This is a genomic window from Pinisolibacter sp. DMC19, assembly GCF_056313985.1.
In genome coordinates, this window is sequence record NZ_JBQUZF010000002.1 from 525655 (window position 1) to 541709 (window position 16055).

Annotated in this window: 13 protein-coding genes; 4 read left to right on the forward strand and 9 right to left on the reverse strand. The window is 69.1% G+C overall.

What is annotated here, in order from left to right; genetic code table 11:
- Window positions 1-113 precede the first annotated feature (113 nt).
- The gene (locus tag ACT53U_RS06895; RefSeq protein WP_476153689.1) at window positions 114-752 is read right to left on the reverse strand and encodes a LysE family translocator; all 639 of its coding nucleotides are present in this window, start codon (window positions 750-752) and stop codon (window positions 114-116) included.
- A gap of 131 nt (window positions 753-883) precedes the next feature.
- Here ACT53U_RS06895 and ACT53U_RS06900 point away from each other — a divergent pair, with 131 nt between their 5' ends.
- Window positions 884-1384, forward strand: a complete 501-nt coding sequence (locus tag ACT53U_RS06900; RefSeq protein WP_476153690.1) for an Lrp/AsnC family transcriptional regulator — start codon at window positions 884-886, stop codon at window positions 1382-1384.
- On the opposite strand, the gene ACT53U_RS06905 is transcribed toward ACT53U_RS06900, so the two are convergent.
- Both ACT53U_RS06905 and ACT53U_RS06910 read right to left on the reverse strand, forming a co-directional pair.
- Entirely contained in the window at window positions 1366-2169 is an 804-nt protein-coding gene (locus tag ACT53U_RS06905; protein ID WP_476153691.1) for a DODA-type extradiol aromatic ring-opening family dioxygenase, read from the reverse strand. The genes ACT53U_RS06900 and ACT53U_RS06905 overlap by 19 nt on opposite strands.
- Window positions 2170-2351: 182 nt before the next feature.
- Window positions 2352-3749: a class II 3-deoxy-7-phosphoheptulonate synthase gene (locus ACT53U_RS06910; protein WP_476153692.1), complete on the reverse strand. Its 1398-nt coding sequence runs from the start codon at window positions 3747-3749 to the stop codon at window positions 2352-2354.
- A 320-nt stretch (window positions 3750-4069) separates the two neighbouring features.
- Between ACT53U_RS06910 and ACT53U_RS06915 the strand changes: the two genes are divergently transcribed.
- Window positions 4070-4888 carry a GntR family transcriptional regulator gene (locus ACT53U_RS06915; protein ID WP_476153693.1) on the forward strand — a complete coding sequence of 273 codons (819 nt, stop codon included), beginning with the start codon at window positions 4070-4072 and terminating at the stop codon, window positions 4886-4888.
- An 80-nt stretch (window positions 4889-4968) separates the two neighbouring features.
- Here ACT53U_RS06915 and ACT53U_RS06920 read toward each other — a convergent pair whose 3' ends face one another.
- Complete coding sequence (locus tag ACT53U_RS06920; RefSeq protein ID WP_476153694.1) at window positions 4969-8232, reverse strand: efflux RND transporter permease subunit; 3264 nt, start codon at window positions 8230-8232, stop codon at window positions 4969-4971.
- Window positions 8229-9275, reverse strand: a complete 1047-nt coding sequence (locus ACT53U_RS06925; RefSeq protein WP_476153695.1) for an efflux RND transporter periplasmic adaptor subunit — start codon at window positions 9273-9275, stop codon at window positions 8229-8231. Before ACT53U_RS06925 ends, ACT53U_RS06920 begins: the two co-directional genes overlap by 4 nt.
- A gap of 221 nt (window positions 9276-9496) precedes the next feature.
- Here ACT53U_RS06925 and ACT53U_RS06930 point away from each other — a divergent pair, with 221 nt between their 5' ends.
- Window positions 9497-9700 (forward strand): YgaP family membrane protein, encoded by a 204-nt coding sequence (locus tag ACT53U_RS06930; RefSeq protein WP_476153696.1) that lies wholly within the window; start codon window positions 9497-9499, stop codon window positions 9698-9700.
- A gap of 277 nt (window positions 9701-9977) precedes the next feature.
- On the opposite strand, the gene ACT53U_RS06935 is transcribed toward ACT53U_RS06930, so the two are convergent.
- The 4 genes from ACT53U_RS06935 to rpiA form a co-directional block, all read right to left on the reverse strand.
- Window positions 9978-11975: a potassium transporter Kup gene (locus ACT53U_RS06935; RefSeq protein ID WP_476153697.1), complete on the reverse strand. Its 1998-nt coding sequence runs from the start codon at window positions 11973-11975 to the stop codon at window positions 9978-9980.
- A gap of 280 nt (window positions 11976-12255) precedes the next feature.
- On the reverse strand, window positions 12256-13638 hold the full coding sequence (gene gorA, locus ACT53U_RS06940) for a glutathione-disulfide reductase (RefSeq protein ID WP_476153698.1): 1383 nt from the start codon (window positions 13636-13638) through the stop codon (window positions 12256-12258).
- A 120-nt stretch (window positions 13639-13758) separates the two neighbouring features.
- On the reverse strand, window positions 13759-14256 hold the full coding sequence (locus ACT53U_RS06945) for a DUF2059 domain-containing protein (RefSeq protein WP_476153699.1): 498 nt from the start codon (window positions 14254-14256) through the stop codon (window positions 13759-13761).
- 62 nt (window positions 14257-14318) lie between these two features.
- Window positions 14319-15014, reverse strand: a complete 696-nt coding sequence (gene rpiA, locus ACT53U_RS06950) for a ribose-5-phosphate isomerase RpiA (protein ID WP_476153700.1) — start codon at window positions 15012-15014, stop codon at window positions 14319-14321.
- A gap of 209 nt (window positions 15015-15223) precedes the next feature.
- Between rpiA and gph the strand changes: the two genes are divergently transcribed.
- The gene (gene gph / locus ACT53U_RS06955; protein WP_476153701.1) at window positions 15224-15895 is read left to right on the forward strand and encodes a phosphoglycolate phosphatase; all 672 of its coding nucleotides are present in this window, start codon (window positions 15224-15226) and stop codon (window positions 15893-15895) included.
- Window positions 15896-16055 lie beyond the last annotated feature (160 nt).

Consider the following 16055-nt stretch of genomic DNA (forward strand, 5'->3'; position numbering starts at 1 on the left):
GCGACGGACCTCCCACGCCGGGACGGTATCGGCCGATCGGTTCGATTCGATCGAATCCAACCGCTAAAATTCGAATGATTCCGCAATTTCAGAGTGTAGCACGCGCGGCATTCTCACACTGCGTGGTCGGCGACCAGCGCGACGGCGAAGAGCAGCAGAACGGCGCCGAAACCGCGTGCCTGAAGACGGGCGAGCCGCGGCCGGCCGGCGACGAGCCGGCCGATCGCCGTGCCGCCCAGCGCATAGGCGAGATCGAAGACCATGCCGACGGCGACGAGCACCAGACCGAGCAGGGCGAAGCGGGCACCGACCGCGCCCTCGTCGGCGGCGACGAACTGCGGCAGCAGCACCGAGCAGAAGAGCAGCGCCTTGGGGTTCGGCAGATTGGTGGCGACGCCCTTCAGGAAGGCACGACCGAGCGAAACGCCGCCATCGCTGCGAACCGCCGCGTCCGGCGCCGGCAGGAGCGCCGGCGATCGGGCGATCTCGACGCCGAGCCAGGCGATCCAGGCGGCGCCGAGGAGGCGCATCGCGTCGTAGAGCGCCGGCGCCGAGCGCAGCAGCGCCGCGAGCCCTGCACCGGCGAGCGCGACATGGATCGCACGCGCGAGCGCCAGTCCCGCCGCCGCGGCGAGCGCGGCAAGGCGGCCGTCGCGGATGCCGGTCTGCAGCACCAGGATCATGTCGGCACCGGGCAGAAGATAGACCAGCGCCAGCGCGACGACGAAGGCCGAAAGGCTCGTGGCTTCCATGTGATCACCTCCTCGACGCGGAAGCGATAGCACCGAGGGCCGGAGCGGATCTCTGCGTTTCGTGCTTCGTTTCGAAGCAAGATCGGCATAGTCTGCCAATCGCTCCACTCTCACGACGGAATGATGCCGACATGAAGCTCGACGCCATCGATCGGCGCATTCTCGCCGCCCTGCAACGCGACGGGCGGCTCTCCAACGTCGACCTCGCCGAGGCGGTCGGCCTGTCGCCGTCGCCCTGCCTGAGGCGGGTGAAGATGCTGGAGAAGGCCGGGGTGATCGCCGGCTATCACGCGACGCTCGAGCGCAAGGCGGTCGGGCTGGGGTTGACGGTCTTCGTCGGCGTCAAGGTGGAGCGCCACCACGACGAACAGGCGACCGCCTTCCGCGACGCCGTCGGCGGGCTGGCGGAGGTGGTCTCCTGCCATCTCGTCTCGGGCGAGGCCGACTTCCTGTTGCAGGTGGTGGTGCCCGACCTCGCCGGCTACGAACGCTTCCTGCTCGGCACGCTGCTGAAGCTGCCGGGGGTCAGCGACATCCGCTCGAACTTCGCCATCCAGACGGTGAAGAGCGGCGCACCGCTGCCGCTCGATCACCTGCCGGAGGGAACCGACGCTCAGGCCGCGAAGCGGTAGGCGTCGAGGGCGAGAACCGCGAACTGGGTCTCGCGGTGGATCACCGTGCCTGCCCCGCCGGCGCCGAGCGCCACGAAGAAGGGCAGGAAATGCTCGTCGGTCGGGTGGTTGCGACCGCCGAAGGGGGCACGGGCGCGATAGTCGATCAGCGCCTCGACGTCGCCTTCCGCCACCTTCTCGGCGACCCAGTCGGCGAAGCCGGTGACCCATGCCTCCGCCTCCTCGCGCATCGGGCGCAGGCCGCCGAGCGGGCCGAAGGCGGCGTGGAGATTGTGGGTGAGCGAGCCCGATCCGAGGATCAGCACACCCTCCTGCGTCAGCGGCGCCAGCGCCCGGCCGATCTCGTAGTGATGGCGCGGGTCGCGGCGCGGCTGCACCGAGACCTGGACGACCGGGATGTCGGCCTCCGGATACATCAGCTTCAGCGGCACCCAGGTGCCGTGGTCGAAGCCGCGGCTCTCGACGCGGGCAGGGTCGAGGCCGGCCTCGCCGAGGAGCGACAGCACGCGTTCGCCGAGCGCCGGATCGCCGGGTGCGGGATATTCGATGCGGTAGAGCTCGCGCTCGAAACCGCCGAAGTCGTAGATCATCTCCGGCCGCGGGTCGGTGACCACCGCCGGGCGCATCGCCATGAAGTGGGCGGAGACCGAGACGATCGCCTTCGGCCGCGGCATCGCCTTGCCGAGACCGGCGAGGAACGAACGGGTGGCGCTGTCGTGCAGGATCATGTTGGGGGCGCCGTGGGAGACGAAGATCGGCGCGATCGGGGTCACGGTGTCGGTCATGATGACGATCCTCGGCCACCCCGGATCGTCCGATGGGAGATCGCGACGGGAAGGCCTCTTTCGTCTTCACAAATCGGCCGAGACGGCCGCGAATTCAACGACGACGGCCCCCTGGAAACGAGAAAGGATCGTTCGATCTTCTCGAACGATCCTCTCGTATCGGGGCGGATCGTCCGCCGGGCTCACTCGGCCGCGGCGGCGAGCGCCGGGCGACCGGCGCGATCCTTCTTGAGTTCCTCGGCGACGAGGAAAGCCAGTTCCAGCGCCTGCGCCGCGTTGAGGCGCGGGTCGCAGGCGGTCTCGTAGGCCTGGGAGAGATCCGCCTCCTGGATGGCCACGGCGCCGCCGGTGCATTCGGTGACGTTCTTGCCGGTCATCTCGAGGTGGACGCCGCCCGCCCAGGTGCCTTCGGCGCGATGGACCTCGAAGAAGCTCTGCACTTCCGAGAGGACCTTGTCGAAGGGACGGGTCTTGTGGCCGGTCGCCGAGGTCACGGTGTTGCCGTGCATCGGGTCGCAGGACCACACGACGTTGCGGCCCTCGCGGGCCACCGCGCGGACCATCTCGGGCAGGTGCTTGCCGATCTTCTCCGAGCCGAAGCGGGCGATGAGGGTCAGGCGACCCGCCTCGTTCTTCGGATCGAGCGCCTCGATCAGGCGAAGCAGGCCGTCGATGTCGAGGCTCGGGCCGCACTTGAGGCCGATCGGGTTGGCGATGCCGCGCATGTACTCGACATGGGCGTGGTCGGGCTGACGGGTGCGGTCGCCGATCCACAGCATGTGGGCGGAGGTGTCGTACCAGCCGCCCTCGACCGAGTCCTCGCGCGTCAGCGCCTCCTCGTAGGGGAGCAGAAGCGCCTCGTGCGAGGTGTAGAAATCGACGGTCTGCAGCTGCGGCACGGTCTCGGCGGTCAGGCCGCAGGCGGCCATGAAGTCGAGCGCCTCGGAGATGCGCTCGGCGACTTCCGAGAAGCGCTCGGCGACGGGGCTGTCGGCGAGGAACTCGACCATCCACTTCTGCACGCGCTCGAGCTTGGCGTAGCCGCCGTTGGCGAGGCCGCGCAGCAGGTTCAGCGTCGCCGCCGACTGGCGGTAGACCATGCGCATGCGCTGCGGATCCGGAATGCGCGATTCCGCCGTGAAGTCGAAGCCGTTGATGATGTCGCCGCGGTAGGACGGCAGCTCGATGCCGTCGCGCTTCTCGATGTCGGAGGAGCGCGGCTTGGCGAACTGACCGGCGATGCGACCGACCTTGACGACCGGCAGGCCGGCCGAATGGGTCAGCACCACCGACATCGACAGGAAGATGCGGAAGAAGTCGCGGATCTGATTGGCGGAGTGCTCGGCAAAGCTCTCGGCGCAGTCGCCGCCCTGGAGCAGGAAAGCCTTGCGCTCGGCCACGCGACCGAGGTTCTTGCGCAGACGGCGCACTTCGTCGGCGATCGCCAACGGCGGCCAGGTACGCAGGTCTTCCTCGACCGCCTGAAGCAGGGCCTGATCGGCATAGACAGGCACCTGGACGATCGGCTTGCCACGCCAGCTCGTCGGCGACCAGTCGGCCGAGTTCCCGGACTTCGTCATTTCAAGATCCTCCGCCCGTCGTCATGCGGGCTCGCGTTGTCCATCCACTGGGAATTTGGGTTCCGAGGACCCTCTGTCCAGGGCCGCCGGAGGCGGGTTTATACACGCCCGGCGCCGTCTTGGCCACATCCGCGGACGCGCGCGGCGGCCCACGGGCGACGCGATGGCGCCTTGACCGATGAAAGACGACACCATCAGGGGCTTCACGTAAGGATATCGATTCCAGGGCCGAATTCGGCCGGATTTCGGATATTTACTTTCATCTACGATTGTGGTTTGCCCGTATACATGAGAATATCTGTAATTGCTCCGATACCCTCATGACGACGATCGGACTAGCATCCCTTACCGAAGGCCGTCGTCGAGAGATGTCGGCGAACGGCGGGAAAGCCAATTGGCGGGCTTTCGGCCGGACTTCGGGGGAGAGGCACATGTATCGCGGCATGCGATCGCAAACCGACGCGGAAAGCGACGCTTCACAAGTCGTTCGCAAGTCGGAACGCGCATATTTCTGGCTCAGGGACGAAATACTGTCGTTCGGCATGCAACCCGGAACGTTCATCGACAAGGTGGAGGTCTGCGAAAAGCTCGGGGTATCGAAACAACCGGTGACGGCGGCGCTGACGCGGTTGGAGCAGGAAGGTCTCGTCGAGATCTATCCGCAACGCGGTACCTATGTCGCGCGGCTGCGCCTCGGCGCGATGCGCGAGAGCCTGTTCGTGCGCGGCGCGCTCGAGACGGCGGCGGCGCGGCGGTTGGCGCAGGCCGACGACGCGGCGCTGCGGGCGCGGATCGACGAGATCCTGGCGGGGCAGCGTGCGGCCATCGAGGCCGAGGACACCGACGCCTATTTCGCGCTCGACCGCGAGTTCCACATGACGCTGGCGCTGGCCCTGCCCTATCCGCAGGTCGCCCATCAGATCGACCTCGGGCTGGCGACGATCCGACGTTGCCAGGAGCCGTTCCGGCCCGACCTCGAGGCCGTCCGTGCCTCGCACGCCGGGCATCGACGCATCGCCGAGGCGATCGCGGCGCACGACGGCGACGCGGCGGCGCGCGAGATGGAGGCGCATGTCGAGGCCTATACCGCGATGTTGCTGAACCTCGCCAAGGCGCGACCTGAACTCTTCGTCGCCTGACCCGCGACGCCCCCGCGACGAGAAAGGCCCCGGACGTCACCGTCCGGGGCCTTTCTCGTTTCGCTTCGGCGACGCGCCGATCAGGCCTTCTCGTCCACCGCCGGGCCGGCAGGCAGGCTGTCGGGGCCGCGCATGACGACGTAGATCGCCGGGATCACCAGCACCGTCAGCGCCGTCGACGAGGCGAGGCCGAAGAGCAGCGAGATGGCGAGACCCTGGAAGATCGGATCGGCCAGGATGAAGGCCGCGCCGATCATCGCCGCGATGGCGGTGAGCAGGATCGGCTTGATGCGGATCGCACCCGCCTCCAGCACCACTTCCCGCAGCGTCGCGCCGGGGCGGGCGGCGTGGCGGATGAAGTCGACCAGCAGGATCGAGTTGCGCACGATGATGCCGGCGAGCGCGATGAAGCCGATCATCGACGTCGCGGTGAAGGGCGCCCCGAACAGCCAGTGGCCGATGACGATGCCGACCAGCGTCAGCGGCACCGGCGTCAGCACGACCAGCGGCACGCGGAACGAACCGAACTGGGCGACGACCAGCAGGTAGATGCCGACCAGCGCGACGCCGAAGGCGCCGCCCATGTCGCGGAAGGTGACCCAGGTCACTTCCCACTCGCCGTCCCACAGAAGGCTCGGATGCGCCTCGTCCTCGGGCTGGCCGTGCAGCGACACCGGCGGTTGGCCGTTCTTGCCCCAGTCGATCTTCTTCAACTCGTCGGAGACGGCGAGCATGCCGTAGATCGGGGCCTCGTAGGCACCGGCGAGATCGGCGGTGACCATCTCGGCCGGGCGGCCGTCGCGGCGGAAGATCGAGGGCGAGGCCTTCTCGTGCTCGACGCGGACCAGATCGCCGAGTTCGGCGTTGCCCTTGGCGCCGGGGACCGGCGTGGAGAGCAGGCGCTCGGTGACGGCGAGTTCGGACTTGGGCAGGCGCACCACGATCTCGATCGGCGAGACGCCGGCGCCGCGGTGGCTGTAGCCGACCGGCACGCCGGAGAGCACCGCCCGCATCGTGTCGTAGACCGCCTGTTCGGTGACGCCGTACCACTCGAGCGAGGCCTCGTTGAGGCGGAAGCGGATGCGTTCGCCCGGCTCGCGCACGGTGTCGTCGACGTCGACGATGAAGGGCACGCGCTTGAAGGCGTCGTGGACCTTGGCGGTGACCTCGCGGCGCTCGGCGGCGTCGCGGCCGTAGACCTCGAGCAGGAGCGTGGAGAGCACCGGCGGTCCCGGCGGCACCTCGACCACCTTGACCGAGGACCCCGGCGGCAGCTTCAGCCCGTCGTCGAGGCGATGGCGGATCTCGAGCGCGATCTGGTGGCTCTGGCGCTTGCGCTCGGACTTCGGCGTCAGGTTGACCTGGAGATCGCCCTGGTTGGGCGAGGAGCGCAGGAAGTAGTGGCGCACCAGACCGTTGAAGTTGAACGGCGCGGCGGTCCCGGAATAGGCCTGGAGGGTGGAGAGTTCCGGCACGTCGGCGATCAACCGCGAGGCCTGCATCAAGGTGCGGTCGGTGTCCTCCAGCGAGGTGCCCTCGGGCAGGTCGAACACCACCTGCAGCTCCGACTTGTTGTCGAAGGGCAGCAGCTTCACCGTCACCCACTTGGTGGCGAAGGGCAGCATCGAGACGACGGTGGCGACGCCGACGGCGATCAGGAAACGCCTGGAGGTCGCCTTCGTCGCGACGATCGGGCCGGCGACGCGGCGATAGAAGCGGCCGAGCGCACCCTCGTCGTGTTCGCCGTGGCCGGCCGGAACGCCGCCCTTGCCGCGCATCTTCACCATCAGCCACGGCGTCAGCATCACCGCGACGAAGAAGGAGAACAGCATGGCGGCCGAGGCGTTGGCCGGGATCGGGCTCATGTAGGGGCCCATCATGCCGGACACGAACATCATCGGCAGAAGGGCGGCGACCACGGTCAGCGTGGCGACGATGGTCGGGTTGCCGACCTCGGCGACGGCGTCGATCGCCTTGCGGACGATGCTGCGATCGTCGGGCATCGACCAGTGGCGATCGATGTTCTCGACCACGACGATGGCGTCGTCGACGAGGATGCCGATCGAGAAGATCAACGCGAACAGCGACACGCGGTTGATGGTGTAACCGAGGATCCACGAGGCGAACATGGTGAGCAGGATCGTGGTGGGCACCACGACCAGCACGACGATGCCCTCCCGCCAGCCGACCGCGAACCCCACCAGAGCGGCGATCGACAGGGTGGCGAGCGCCAGGTGGAACAGGAGCTCGCCGACCTTCTCGTCGGCGGTCTCGCCGTAGTCGCGGGTCTTGGTGACGACCACGTCGGACGGCATGATCTCGTGCTCGACCATGGCCAACCGCTTCTCCACGGTCTTGGCGATGGTGACGGCGTTGGCGCCGGCGCGTTTGGCGATGGCGATGGTCACCGCGGGTGTGGCGACGAGACCGCCCTTGCCGTCGGGCGTCATGGTCCAGGCGCGAGCCTCTTCCGGCTTGGCCTCGATCACGACGTTGGCGACGTCCTTGACGTAGACCGGGCGACCGTCGCGCGAGGCCAACAACAGCAGGCCGACGTCGGGGATGCCCTGGAGGGTCTGGCCGGCGGCGCCGGGAACCTGACGGCCCTGGTCGCGCAGGGTGCCGACCAGGAACGAGCGGTTGGCGTTCTTGACCTTCTCGACGAGATCGTTGAGGGCGATGCCGTAGCGGGCCAGCCGTTCCGGATCGGGCTCGACGCGGATCTGATCGGCGCGACCGCCGACCATGTAGGTCAGGCCGACGTCGTCGATCTTGACCATCTCGGTCAGGAGCTTCTCCGCCAGCTTGTAGAGCGCGTTGTCGGACCAGCGGTCGGCGACCTCGGGCTTGGGCGAGAGCGTCAGCGTGACGATGGCGACGTCGTTGATGCCGCGACCGACCACCAGCGGCTCGGGGATGCCGAGCGGAATGCGCGAGAAGTTGGCGCGCAGCTTCTCGTGGACGCGCAGGATCGCCTCGTCGGACTTGGTGCCGACCTGGAAGCGGGCGGCGGCCATGACGCGGTCGTCGTAGGAATAGGTGTAGACGTGCTCGACGCCGTCGATGCCCTTGAGGATGCCTTCGAGCGGCTTGGTGACGAGCTCGACCACGTCGTCGGCGCGCAGGCCGTCGGCCTGGACCAGGACGTCGACCATCGGCACCGAGATCTGCGGCTCCTCCTCGCGCGCCAGCGACATCAGCGCCAGCGAACCGAGCGCGATCGAGGCAAAGAGCAGGAGCGGCGTCAGGGCCGAGCGGATGAAGGCCGCCGTCAGGTGGCCGGCGAGGCCGAGTGCCTTCTTCGAAGGCTCGGCGCCGTTCGCATGATCATTGGGACCGCTCATGGACGCACCACCCGGTCGCCGGTCTTCAGACCGGTCAGGATCTCGACGCCGGCCGGCGAATCGCCGGTCGCGGGGCGGGACACGCCGGTCTGAACCGGGACCTCGCCGGTCCCTTCGAGGCGGACGAAGGTCAGGCCTTCGCGGTTGATCACGGCGTCCTTCGGCAGGACGAAGGTCTCGCGCTTGCCGGTCGAGACGAAGACGGAGACGCGCTCGCCGACGAAATAGTCGCCGATGCCCGGGGCTTCGGCGTCGGCGACGACGCGGCCCTGGTCGAGCTCGGGATAGACGCGGATGATCTTGCCGGCGATCGGGCGGAGGTCGGTGGCACGGTCGAGGCCGCGGCCGGCGACGACGATCGCGTCGCCCTGGCGGATGAAGCGGGCATGGCGCTCGGGCAGGCGGAGCTTCAGGACGTAGGTCGCGGTGGCGAGGCTCGCCACCGGCTCACCCGGCATGATCACCTGGCCTTCGACACCCATCACCTTGAGGACGCGCCCCTCGTCGGGCGCCAGCACCCGGCCTTCGACCACCTGCTGCTCCAGCACCGACTTCTCGGCCTCGGCGGCGGCGATCTCGGCCTTGGTGACGACGAGCTGGGTCTGAGCGTCGTCGAGCTTGGCCTGCGGCGCGGCACCGGTGGTGCGCAGCTGGCGGACGCGGTCGAGTTCCATCTGGACCAGCGTCAGCTTGGCCTCGAGCGCGGCGATGCGGGCGTCGGAGGCCCCCAGCTGGAGCTTCAGCTTGGGATCGACGACGACGGCGAGGACGGCGTCCTTCGCCACACGATCGCCTTCGACCACCGCCACCTTCTCCAGCGTACCGCCGATGCGGGCGCGGGCGAGCGGCGCACGCACGCTCTCCACCGTCGCCAGCACTTCCTTGGCGTCGTCGACCGTGACCGGCGCGACGGTCACGACCTCGCCCGCCGCCGCGGCGGAGGCCGAGAGGACCAGCGCGAAGGCGAGCGCCGCACGCGAGGCGGCGGCACGTCGACGGAAGGCGCCGGCCGACGGATCGAGGAGAGGAATGGAACGAGGCATGCCGAGGAGTGCTCCAGCTTGGGTTCGATCGAGGCGGCCGCCGTCTCGCGGCGCTCTCCTCCCGGTCGGGGATTCTTGCTCCGACCGTATATATTAGATCTTGCTAATCCAACAAGAGGGCGGCATGGTTCTTTCGTAGCTCCCCGCGCCCGGCACCGGGAGCATTGTCCGATTTTTCCGCACGCGGCGCCATCGGCGCTTCGTCGCTCCGGAGTTCCCCCATGAGCATAGACCGCATCGTCCTCGCCTTCGCCGGCACCATGATCCTGATTTCACTGGCGCTCGGCTGGTACGTCCACCCGTACTTCCTGTTCTTCACCGCCTTCGTCGGCGCCAACATGCTGCAGGCGGCCTTCACCGGCTTCTGCCCGCTGGCGATGATCCTGAAGAAGCTCGGCGCCAAGCCCGGCTGCGCCTTCGAGTGAGAGCGGGGCGGCGGAGTTTCGGCCCACCGGAACTCTCGCAGAGGCCCTTCATCCTGAGGTGCGAGCAAAGCGAGCCTCGAAGGGCGAAGGGCCGAGTGGCAAGGCCCGTCGTGGCTTCGCGCTTCGAGGCCCGACCTACGGTCGGGCACCTCAGCATGAAGCCGAACAGAGGACGAGGATCCGATCCGCATCCGGCGAACAAATCCCCCTCCCCACAAACGAGAAGAGCCCCGGTCGTCGACCGGGGCTCTCTTCGTTTCGGATCGGCGCCCGAGCCTCAGATGGTGATCTGGGCGCCGAGGTCGACCACGCGACCGGGCGGGATCTGGTAGTACTCCGCCGGATCGGCCTGGTTGCGATAGAGGAAGATGAAGAGCCCGCGCAGCCAGGTCCACAGGCCACGCTCCTCGCCTTCGACGAGATGGGCGCGCGAGACGAAGAAGGACAGGTCCTTCCGGTCGACGTGGACGCCCATGCACTCCGACGCGGCGAGCGCGGTCGGCACGTCCGGCGTCTCCATGAAGCCGAACTTCACCCGGACCATGGCGACGGCCTCGCCGATCTCCTCGACCGAGACCCGGCGATCGGGATCGGCCCAGGGCTCTTCCGTCGTCTGGATCGACATGAAGACGATCTGCTGGTGGGCGACCTTGTTGTGCTTGAGGTTGTGCAGGAACGACCGCGGCGCCAGCGACGCGTCTTCCATCATGTAGACCGCGGTGCCGCGCACGTGTTCGATGCGCGGGCTGCGGAGCGCCGAGAGCGCGATCTTGATCGGTACGCCCTCGTGCCGCCGCCTTGCTGCGAGCCTGAGGCGACCCATGCGCCAGGCGGCCATGATGAAGACCAGCAGCATGCCGATGACCAGCGGCAGCCAGGCGCCGTGCAGCAGCTTGGTGGCGCAGGACAGGAAGAAGCCGACGTCGAACATCATGAAGAAGGCGACGGTCGGGATGGCGCGCCACAGCGGCCAACCCCAGGCGCCGCGCGCCACCATGAAGGCGAGGAGCGAGGTCACGACCATCGTGCCGGTCACCGAGAAGCCGTAGGCCTCGGCGAGCTTCTCCGACTTCTGGAACATCAGCACGATGGCGATGACGGCGATGAACAGCACCATGTTGACGACCGGCACGTAGACCTGACCGCGCTCGGCGGCCGAGGTGTGGCGGGTGTCGGTGCGCGGCCAGAAGCCGAGGTGGGCGGCCTGATGGGTCACCGTGAAGGCGCCCGAGATCACCGACTGCGAGGCGATGACCGTCGCCATGGTGGCGAAGACCACCAGCACCGGCTGGAAGGCGGGGCCGACCATCTGGAAGAAGGGGTCGTCGTGGCCGTGGAGCGGATCGGCGAGCGCCTGGGCACCCTGGCCGAGATAGACCAGGATCAGCGCCGGCACGACGACGAAGGCGAAGGCCTTGCGCACCGAATCGCGGCCGACGTGGCCCATGTCGGCGTAGAGCGCCTCGGCGCCGGTCACCGCGAGGACGGCGACGGCGAGGATGGCGAAGACGTGCCAGCCGCCGTTGGCGATGAAGGCGATGCCGTACCACGGGTCGAGCGCCCACAGGACGCCCGGGTAGAGCATCAGCTGCTTCAGGCCGAGAAGGCCGAGAAGACCGAACCAGCCGAGCATGATCGGACCGAACCAGCCGCCGACCTTCGAGGCGCCGCCGCGCTGGACGGCGAAGAGCGTCGTCAGGATCACCACCGCCAGCGGCAGGACCACCGGCTCGAGCGACGGCGCGGCGACCGCGATGCCCTCGACCGCCGACAGGACCGAGATCGCCGGCGTGATCACCGCGTCGCCGTAGAACAGCGAGGCGCCGATGATGCCGAGCACGGCGATCACCGTGCCGAGTTCCGGCCGGGCGCGATGGGCGAGCGCCATCAGGGCGAAGATGCCGCCCTCGCCGCGGTTGTCGGCGCGCATGATGAAGATCGCGTACCAGATGCCGACCACGATGATCAGCGACCAGATGATCAGCGACAGGAAGCCGAGAATGTCGGCGGGGACCGGCTGGATCACGCCGACCTTGAAGGCGGTGCCGAGGGTGTAGATCGGCGAGGTGCCGATGTCGCCGAAGACGATGCCGAGGGCGGCGAGAACGCCGGCATGGCCGGCAGCGTGGCCGCCGTGGCCGTGGGCCGGTGCCGCGGGCGCGCAAGGGCTGTCGGCCGGGGTCGCCGGTGCCGCGGGAGCCTTGTCGATGGGCGTCTCGTGCGCTTCCGAAGCGGCGTCACCCGCCGTCGGGACTTCCTGATCACTCTGGGCCATGGCCCTCTCCCGGGAGAAACGGGTGCGGTTCGAACCTTCGTCGCGGCGCGAGGTCTGCCTCGCGCCCGTCGGCGTGACGGCGAAACGTCGATCGCGGATCGCCCCTCCGCATCGCGCATCGCCTCGTGTGGGTCTGGTTCTTCGCTCCCCGGCTTCACTCGTCGGGGTGCGACCGTTTCACCGCACCTCACCGACGCGGCGGAAAATAGCCCCGCGCCGAGCGGGGGTCAAATCGCGCGAACTCCCTACTTCGCAGGGTTGGCCGAACCGCCCGTCGCGGTCAGGGACGCCAGTGGCCGGACGGCTGGCGCATGGTCACCAGCTCCTCGGCCGCCGAGGGATGGAGCGCCATGGTGCGGTCGAAGTCGGCCTTCGTCGCGCCCATCCGCATGGCGACCGCCACCAGCTGGATCATTTCGGCGGCATCCGGGCCGACGACGTGGACGCCGAGGACGCGGTCGTCGGCTTCCCGGACGAGGATCTTCATCAGCGTACGCTCCTCGCGACCGGCGAGCGTCGCCCGCATCGGACGGAAGGTCGAACGGAAGATCGCATGGGCGATTCCCGCCGCGCGCAGGTCCTCCTCGCCGGCACCGACGGTGCCCACTTCGGGGGTGGTGAAGACCGCCGTCGGGATCTGCTCGTGCGACACCTCGCGCGCCAGACCGCCGAAGGTCTGGTCGGCGAAGGCATGGCCGTCGCGGATGGCGACGGGGGTCAGCGCCGGGCGGCCGGTGACGTCGCCGACGGCGTGGAGCCAGGGGAGATTGGTCGCCGCCGCCCCGGTCACCGGGATCGAGCCGTCGGCCGCGAGGCGGAGGTCGGTCGTCTCGACGCCGAGATCCTTCGTCGCCGGCCTGCGGCCGATCGCCAGCAGCACCGCGTCGGCGGCGATCACCCGGCCGGCACGCGTCTCGAGGCGGAGCGAGCCGTCGGCCTCGCGGGAGAGCGCCGCCGGCGTGTCGCCGGTGACGACGTCGAGGCCGCGGGCGACCAGCGCCGCATGGACATGGGCGCGGACCTCGCCGTCGAAGCCGCGCAGGATCTCCTCGCCGCGGTAGAGCACCGTCACCTTCGAGCCGAGGCCGGCGAGCAGCGAGGCGAATTCGAGCGCCACATAGGCGCCGCCGACCACCACCACGCGCTCGGGGCGCTGCGGCCAGTGGAAGACTTCCTCCGAGGTGGCAGCGAGTTCGGAGCCGGGGAAGCCGCCGTCGCGCACGGGGGTGCCGCCGGTGGCGATCAGGACGTGGCGGGCGGTGAAGGTGCGACCGTCGGAGAGGCGGACGCGCTGCGGTCCGTCGAGCCGGGCGCGGGCGCGCAGGATGGTCACGCCGGCGCGTTCGAGATTGGCGACATAGGCGCCCTCGAGGCGGGTGATCTCGCGGTCCTTGGCGGCGATCAGCGCCGACCAGTCGTGCGACGTCGCGCCGACCGTCCAGCCGAAGCCGCGGGCGTCGGCGAAGTCGTCGGCGTAGCGGGCGGCATAGACCATCAGCTTCTTCGGTACGCAGCCGCGGATGACGCAGGTGCCGCCGACCTCGCGGTCCTCGGCGATCGCCACGCGGGCACCGTGGGTCGCCGCGATGCGGGCGGCCCGGACGCCGCCCGACCCGGCGCCGATGACGAAGAGGTCGAGATCGAAGTCGCTTGCCTCGGCCATCGGGCCCTCCGCCGATCGGTCACACCACGGGCGGCAGGCCCGCCCGTTCACGCCTGTCGCGGCGGGAGCGGGCCCGCCGAACCATCCGAATCGCGGCGGTCTGCCGCCGCGGGAGAGACGTCAGAAGTTGACGCCCTTGGCCTTGGCGGCCTCGCGCACCTTGGCGAGCATCTCCTGGGCGATCTTCGCCTGCCAGACCTGGGCGGCGACGCCCGACATCTGGACCATCGACGCGGTCTCCTTGGAGAGCTTCTGGCCGACCGGCGAGTTGTAGAACTCGGCGATCTTCTTCAGCTCGTCCTGGGAGAAGCGGGCGGCCCAGACTTCCTGGATCTGCTTGTCGAGCTCGGGGCGCTTGGCGGCCAGCTCGAGGGCGGCGGTGTTGGTCAGCTCGTCGATCAGGTTCGACTGGGCCGGATTGGTGCGGGCGAGCACCGCCTTGGTCTGCTGGGCGACGCCGATCAGGATGTTGTCGAGACCGTCACCGACATGGCTCGCATCGATCGCCGCCTTGGCCGCGTCGAGGTGCTCCTTGGTGTAGTCGTCCGCGAAGGCCGGCTGGACGAGACCGACGAAGAGAGCGGCAGCAGCGAGGCGAGAGGCGAAGGAACGGGTCATCGGAAGGCTCCGGTTGGCTGTCTCGTGCGTCGGCGGCAGGCCGACGCGGAAAGGACTTCGTGTCAGGGCTTCAGAACGTCGATGCCGTCGGCGCGGGCCACCACGGCGGCGGTCGCCATGCCGAGGAATAGGCCGTGCTCGACGACGCCGGGAATGTCGACCAGCGCGCGCGCGAGGCTCAATGGATCGGGAATTCGGCGAAATGATGCATCGAGCAGCAGATGGCCGCCGTCGGTGACGAAATCGGTCCCGTCGGCCTTGTTGACGCGCTTGACCAGCGTGCCGGAGAGGCCGAGCCGGGCGGCCGCCTTCTCGATGGCGATCGTCGTGGCACGCAGGCCGAAGCGGTTGACCTCGATCGGCAGCGGGAAGGCGCCGAGCATGTCGACGATCTTGGTCTCGTCGGCGATCACCACCATGCGGGCCGAGGCCGCGGCGACGATCTTCTCGCGCAGATGGGCACCGCCGCCGCCCTTGATCAGCGACAGACCGGGGCCGATCTCGTCGGCGCCGTCGACCGTCAGATCGAGTTCGGGCAGTTCCTCGAGGGTGGCCAGGCGAATGCCGAGCGAGCCGGCGAGCACCCTGGTGCGCTCCGACGTCGGCACGCCGATGATGTCGAGGCCGTTCGCGACCTTCTCGCCGAGCAGCTTGGTGAACTCGTCGGCGGTCGAGCCGGTGCCGATGCCGAGCCGCATGCCGGGTTCGACGAACTCCAGGGCGGCGGCGGCGGCGCGCTTCTTCATCTCGGCGCTCATGCGCGGCGTCTCTCCTCGTGTCCGCGGGCGTGCCCACGGGTTCCTCACCGACGGGCCCGGCCCGACCCGTCGCGGTTTCCATAGCGCAGCGGCGCGCGCCTCGCCAGTGCGAAGCGCCGGCACGGGAAACCGACGCGATCGAAATCGCAGGGGTTTCGCGCCGGCGCTTCGGCCGTTAGTGTCCGCCTCCCGTTGCCGGAGACCCCGTGATGACCCGACCGCTGCTCGTCCTCGACCTCGACGGAACCCTCGTCGACACCGCCGAGGATCTGATCGCGACGCTCAACCGCATCCTCGCCGACGAAGGCGTCCGGCCGATGACGCGGGCCGATGCGGGGGCGCTTCTGGGCGCCGGCGCGCGGGCGATGATCAAGCGCGGCTTCGCCATCGCCGAGGTGCCGCTGGCCGAAGACGAGCTCGATCGGCTGTTTTCCCGCTTCATCCCGCTCTACGGCGAATCGATCGCCGTCCACTCCCGCCCCTTCCCGGGCATGGAGGCGGCGCTCGACCGATTCGTCGCCGCCGGCTGGGATCTCGCGGTGTGCACCAACAAGCTCGAGGGTCTGTCGCTGCAACTCCTCGACGCGCTCGGCCTGACGCAACGCTTCGCGGCGATCTGCGGCGGCGACACGTTCCCGGTCCGCAAGCCCGATCCGGCCCATCTCCTCGGCACGATCGAGCGGGCGGGCGGCGATCCGAAGCGGTCGGTGATGGTGGGCGATTCGGGCACCGACATCGCCACGGCGCGCGCCGCCGGCATCCCCGTCGTCGCCTTCACCTTCGGCTACACCGACAAGCCGGTCGCCGAGTATCACCCCGACGCGGTGCTCGACCGGTTCGACCAGCTGTTCGACGCGGTGGCGAAATTCGGGATCGCCTGAGGGCGATCGATCCGCAGAAGACTGCCTATCTCCGTTCGGCTTCATCCTGAGGTGCCCGGCGAAAGCCGGGCCTCGAAGGGCGAAGCCGTCGACGGGCGGTGCCTCTCGGCCCTTCGCCCTTCGAGGCTCGCTTGCGCGAGCACCTCAGGGTGAAGGACCT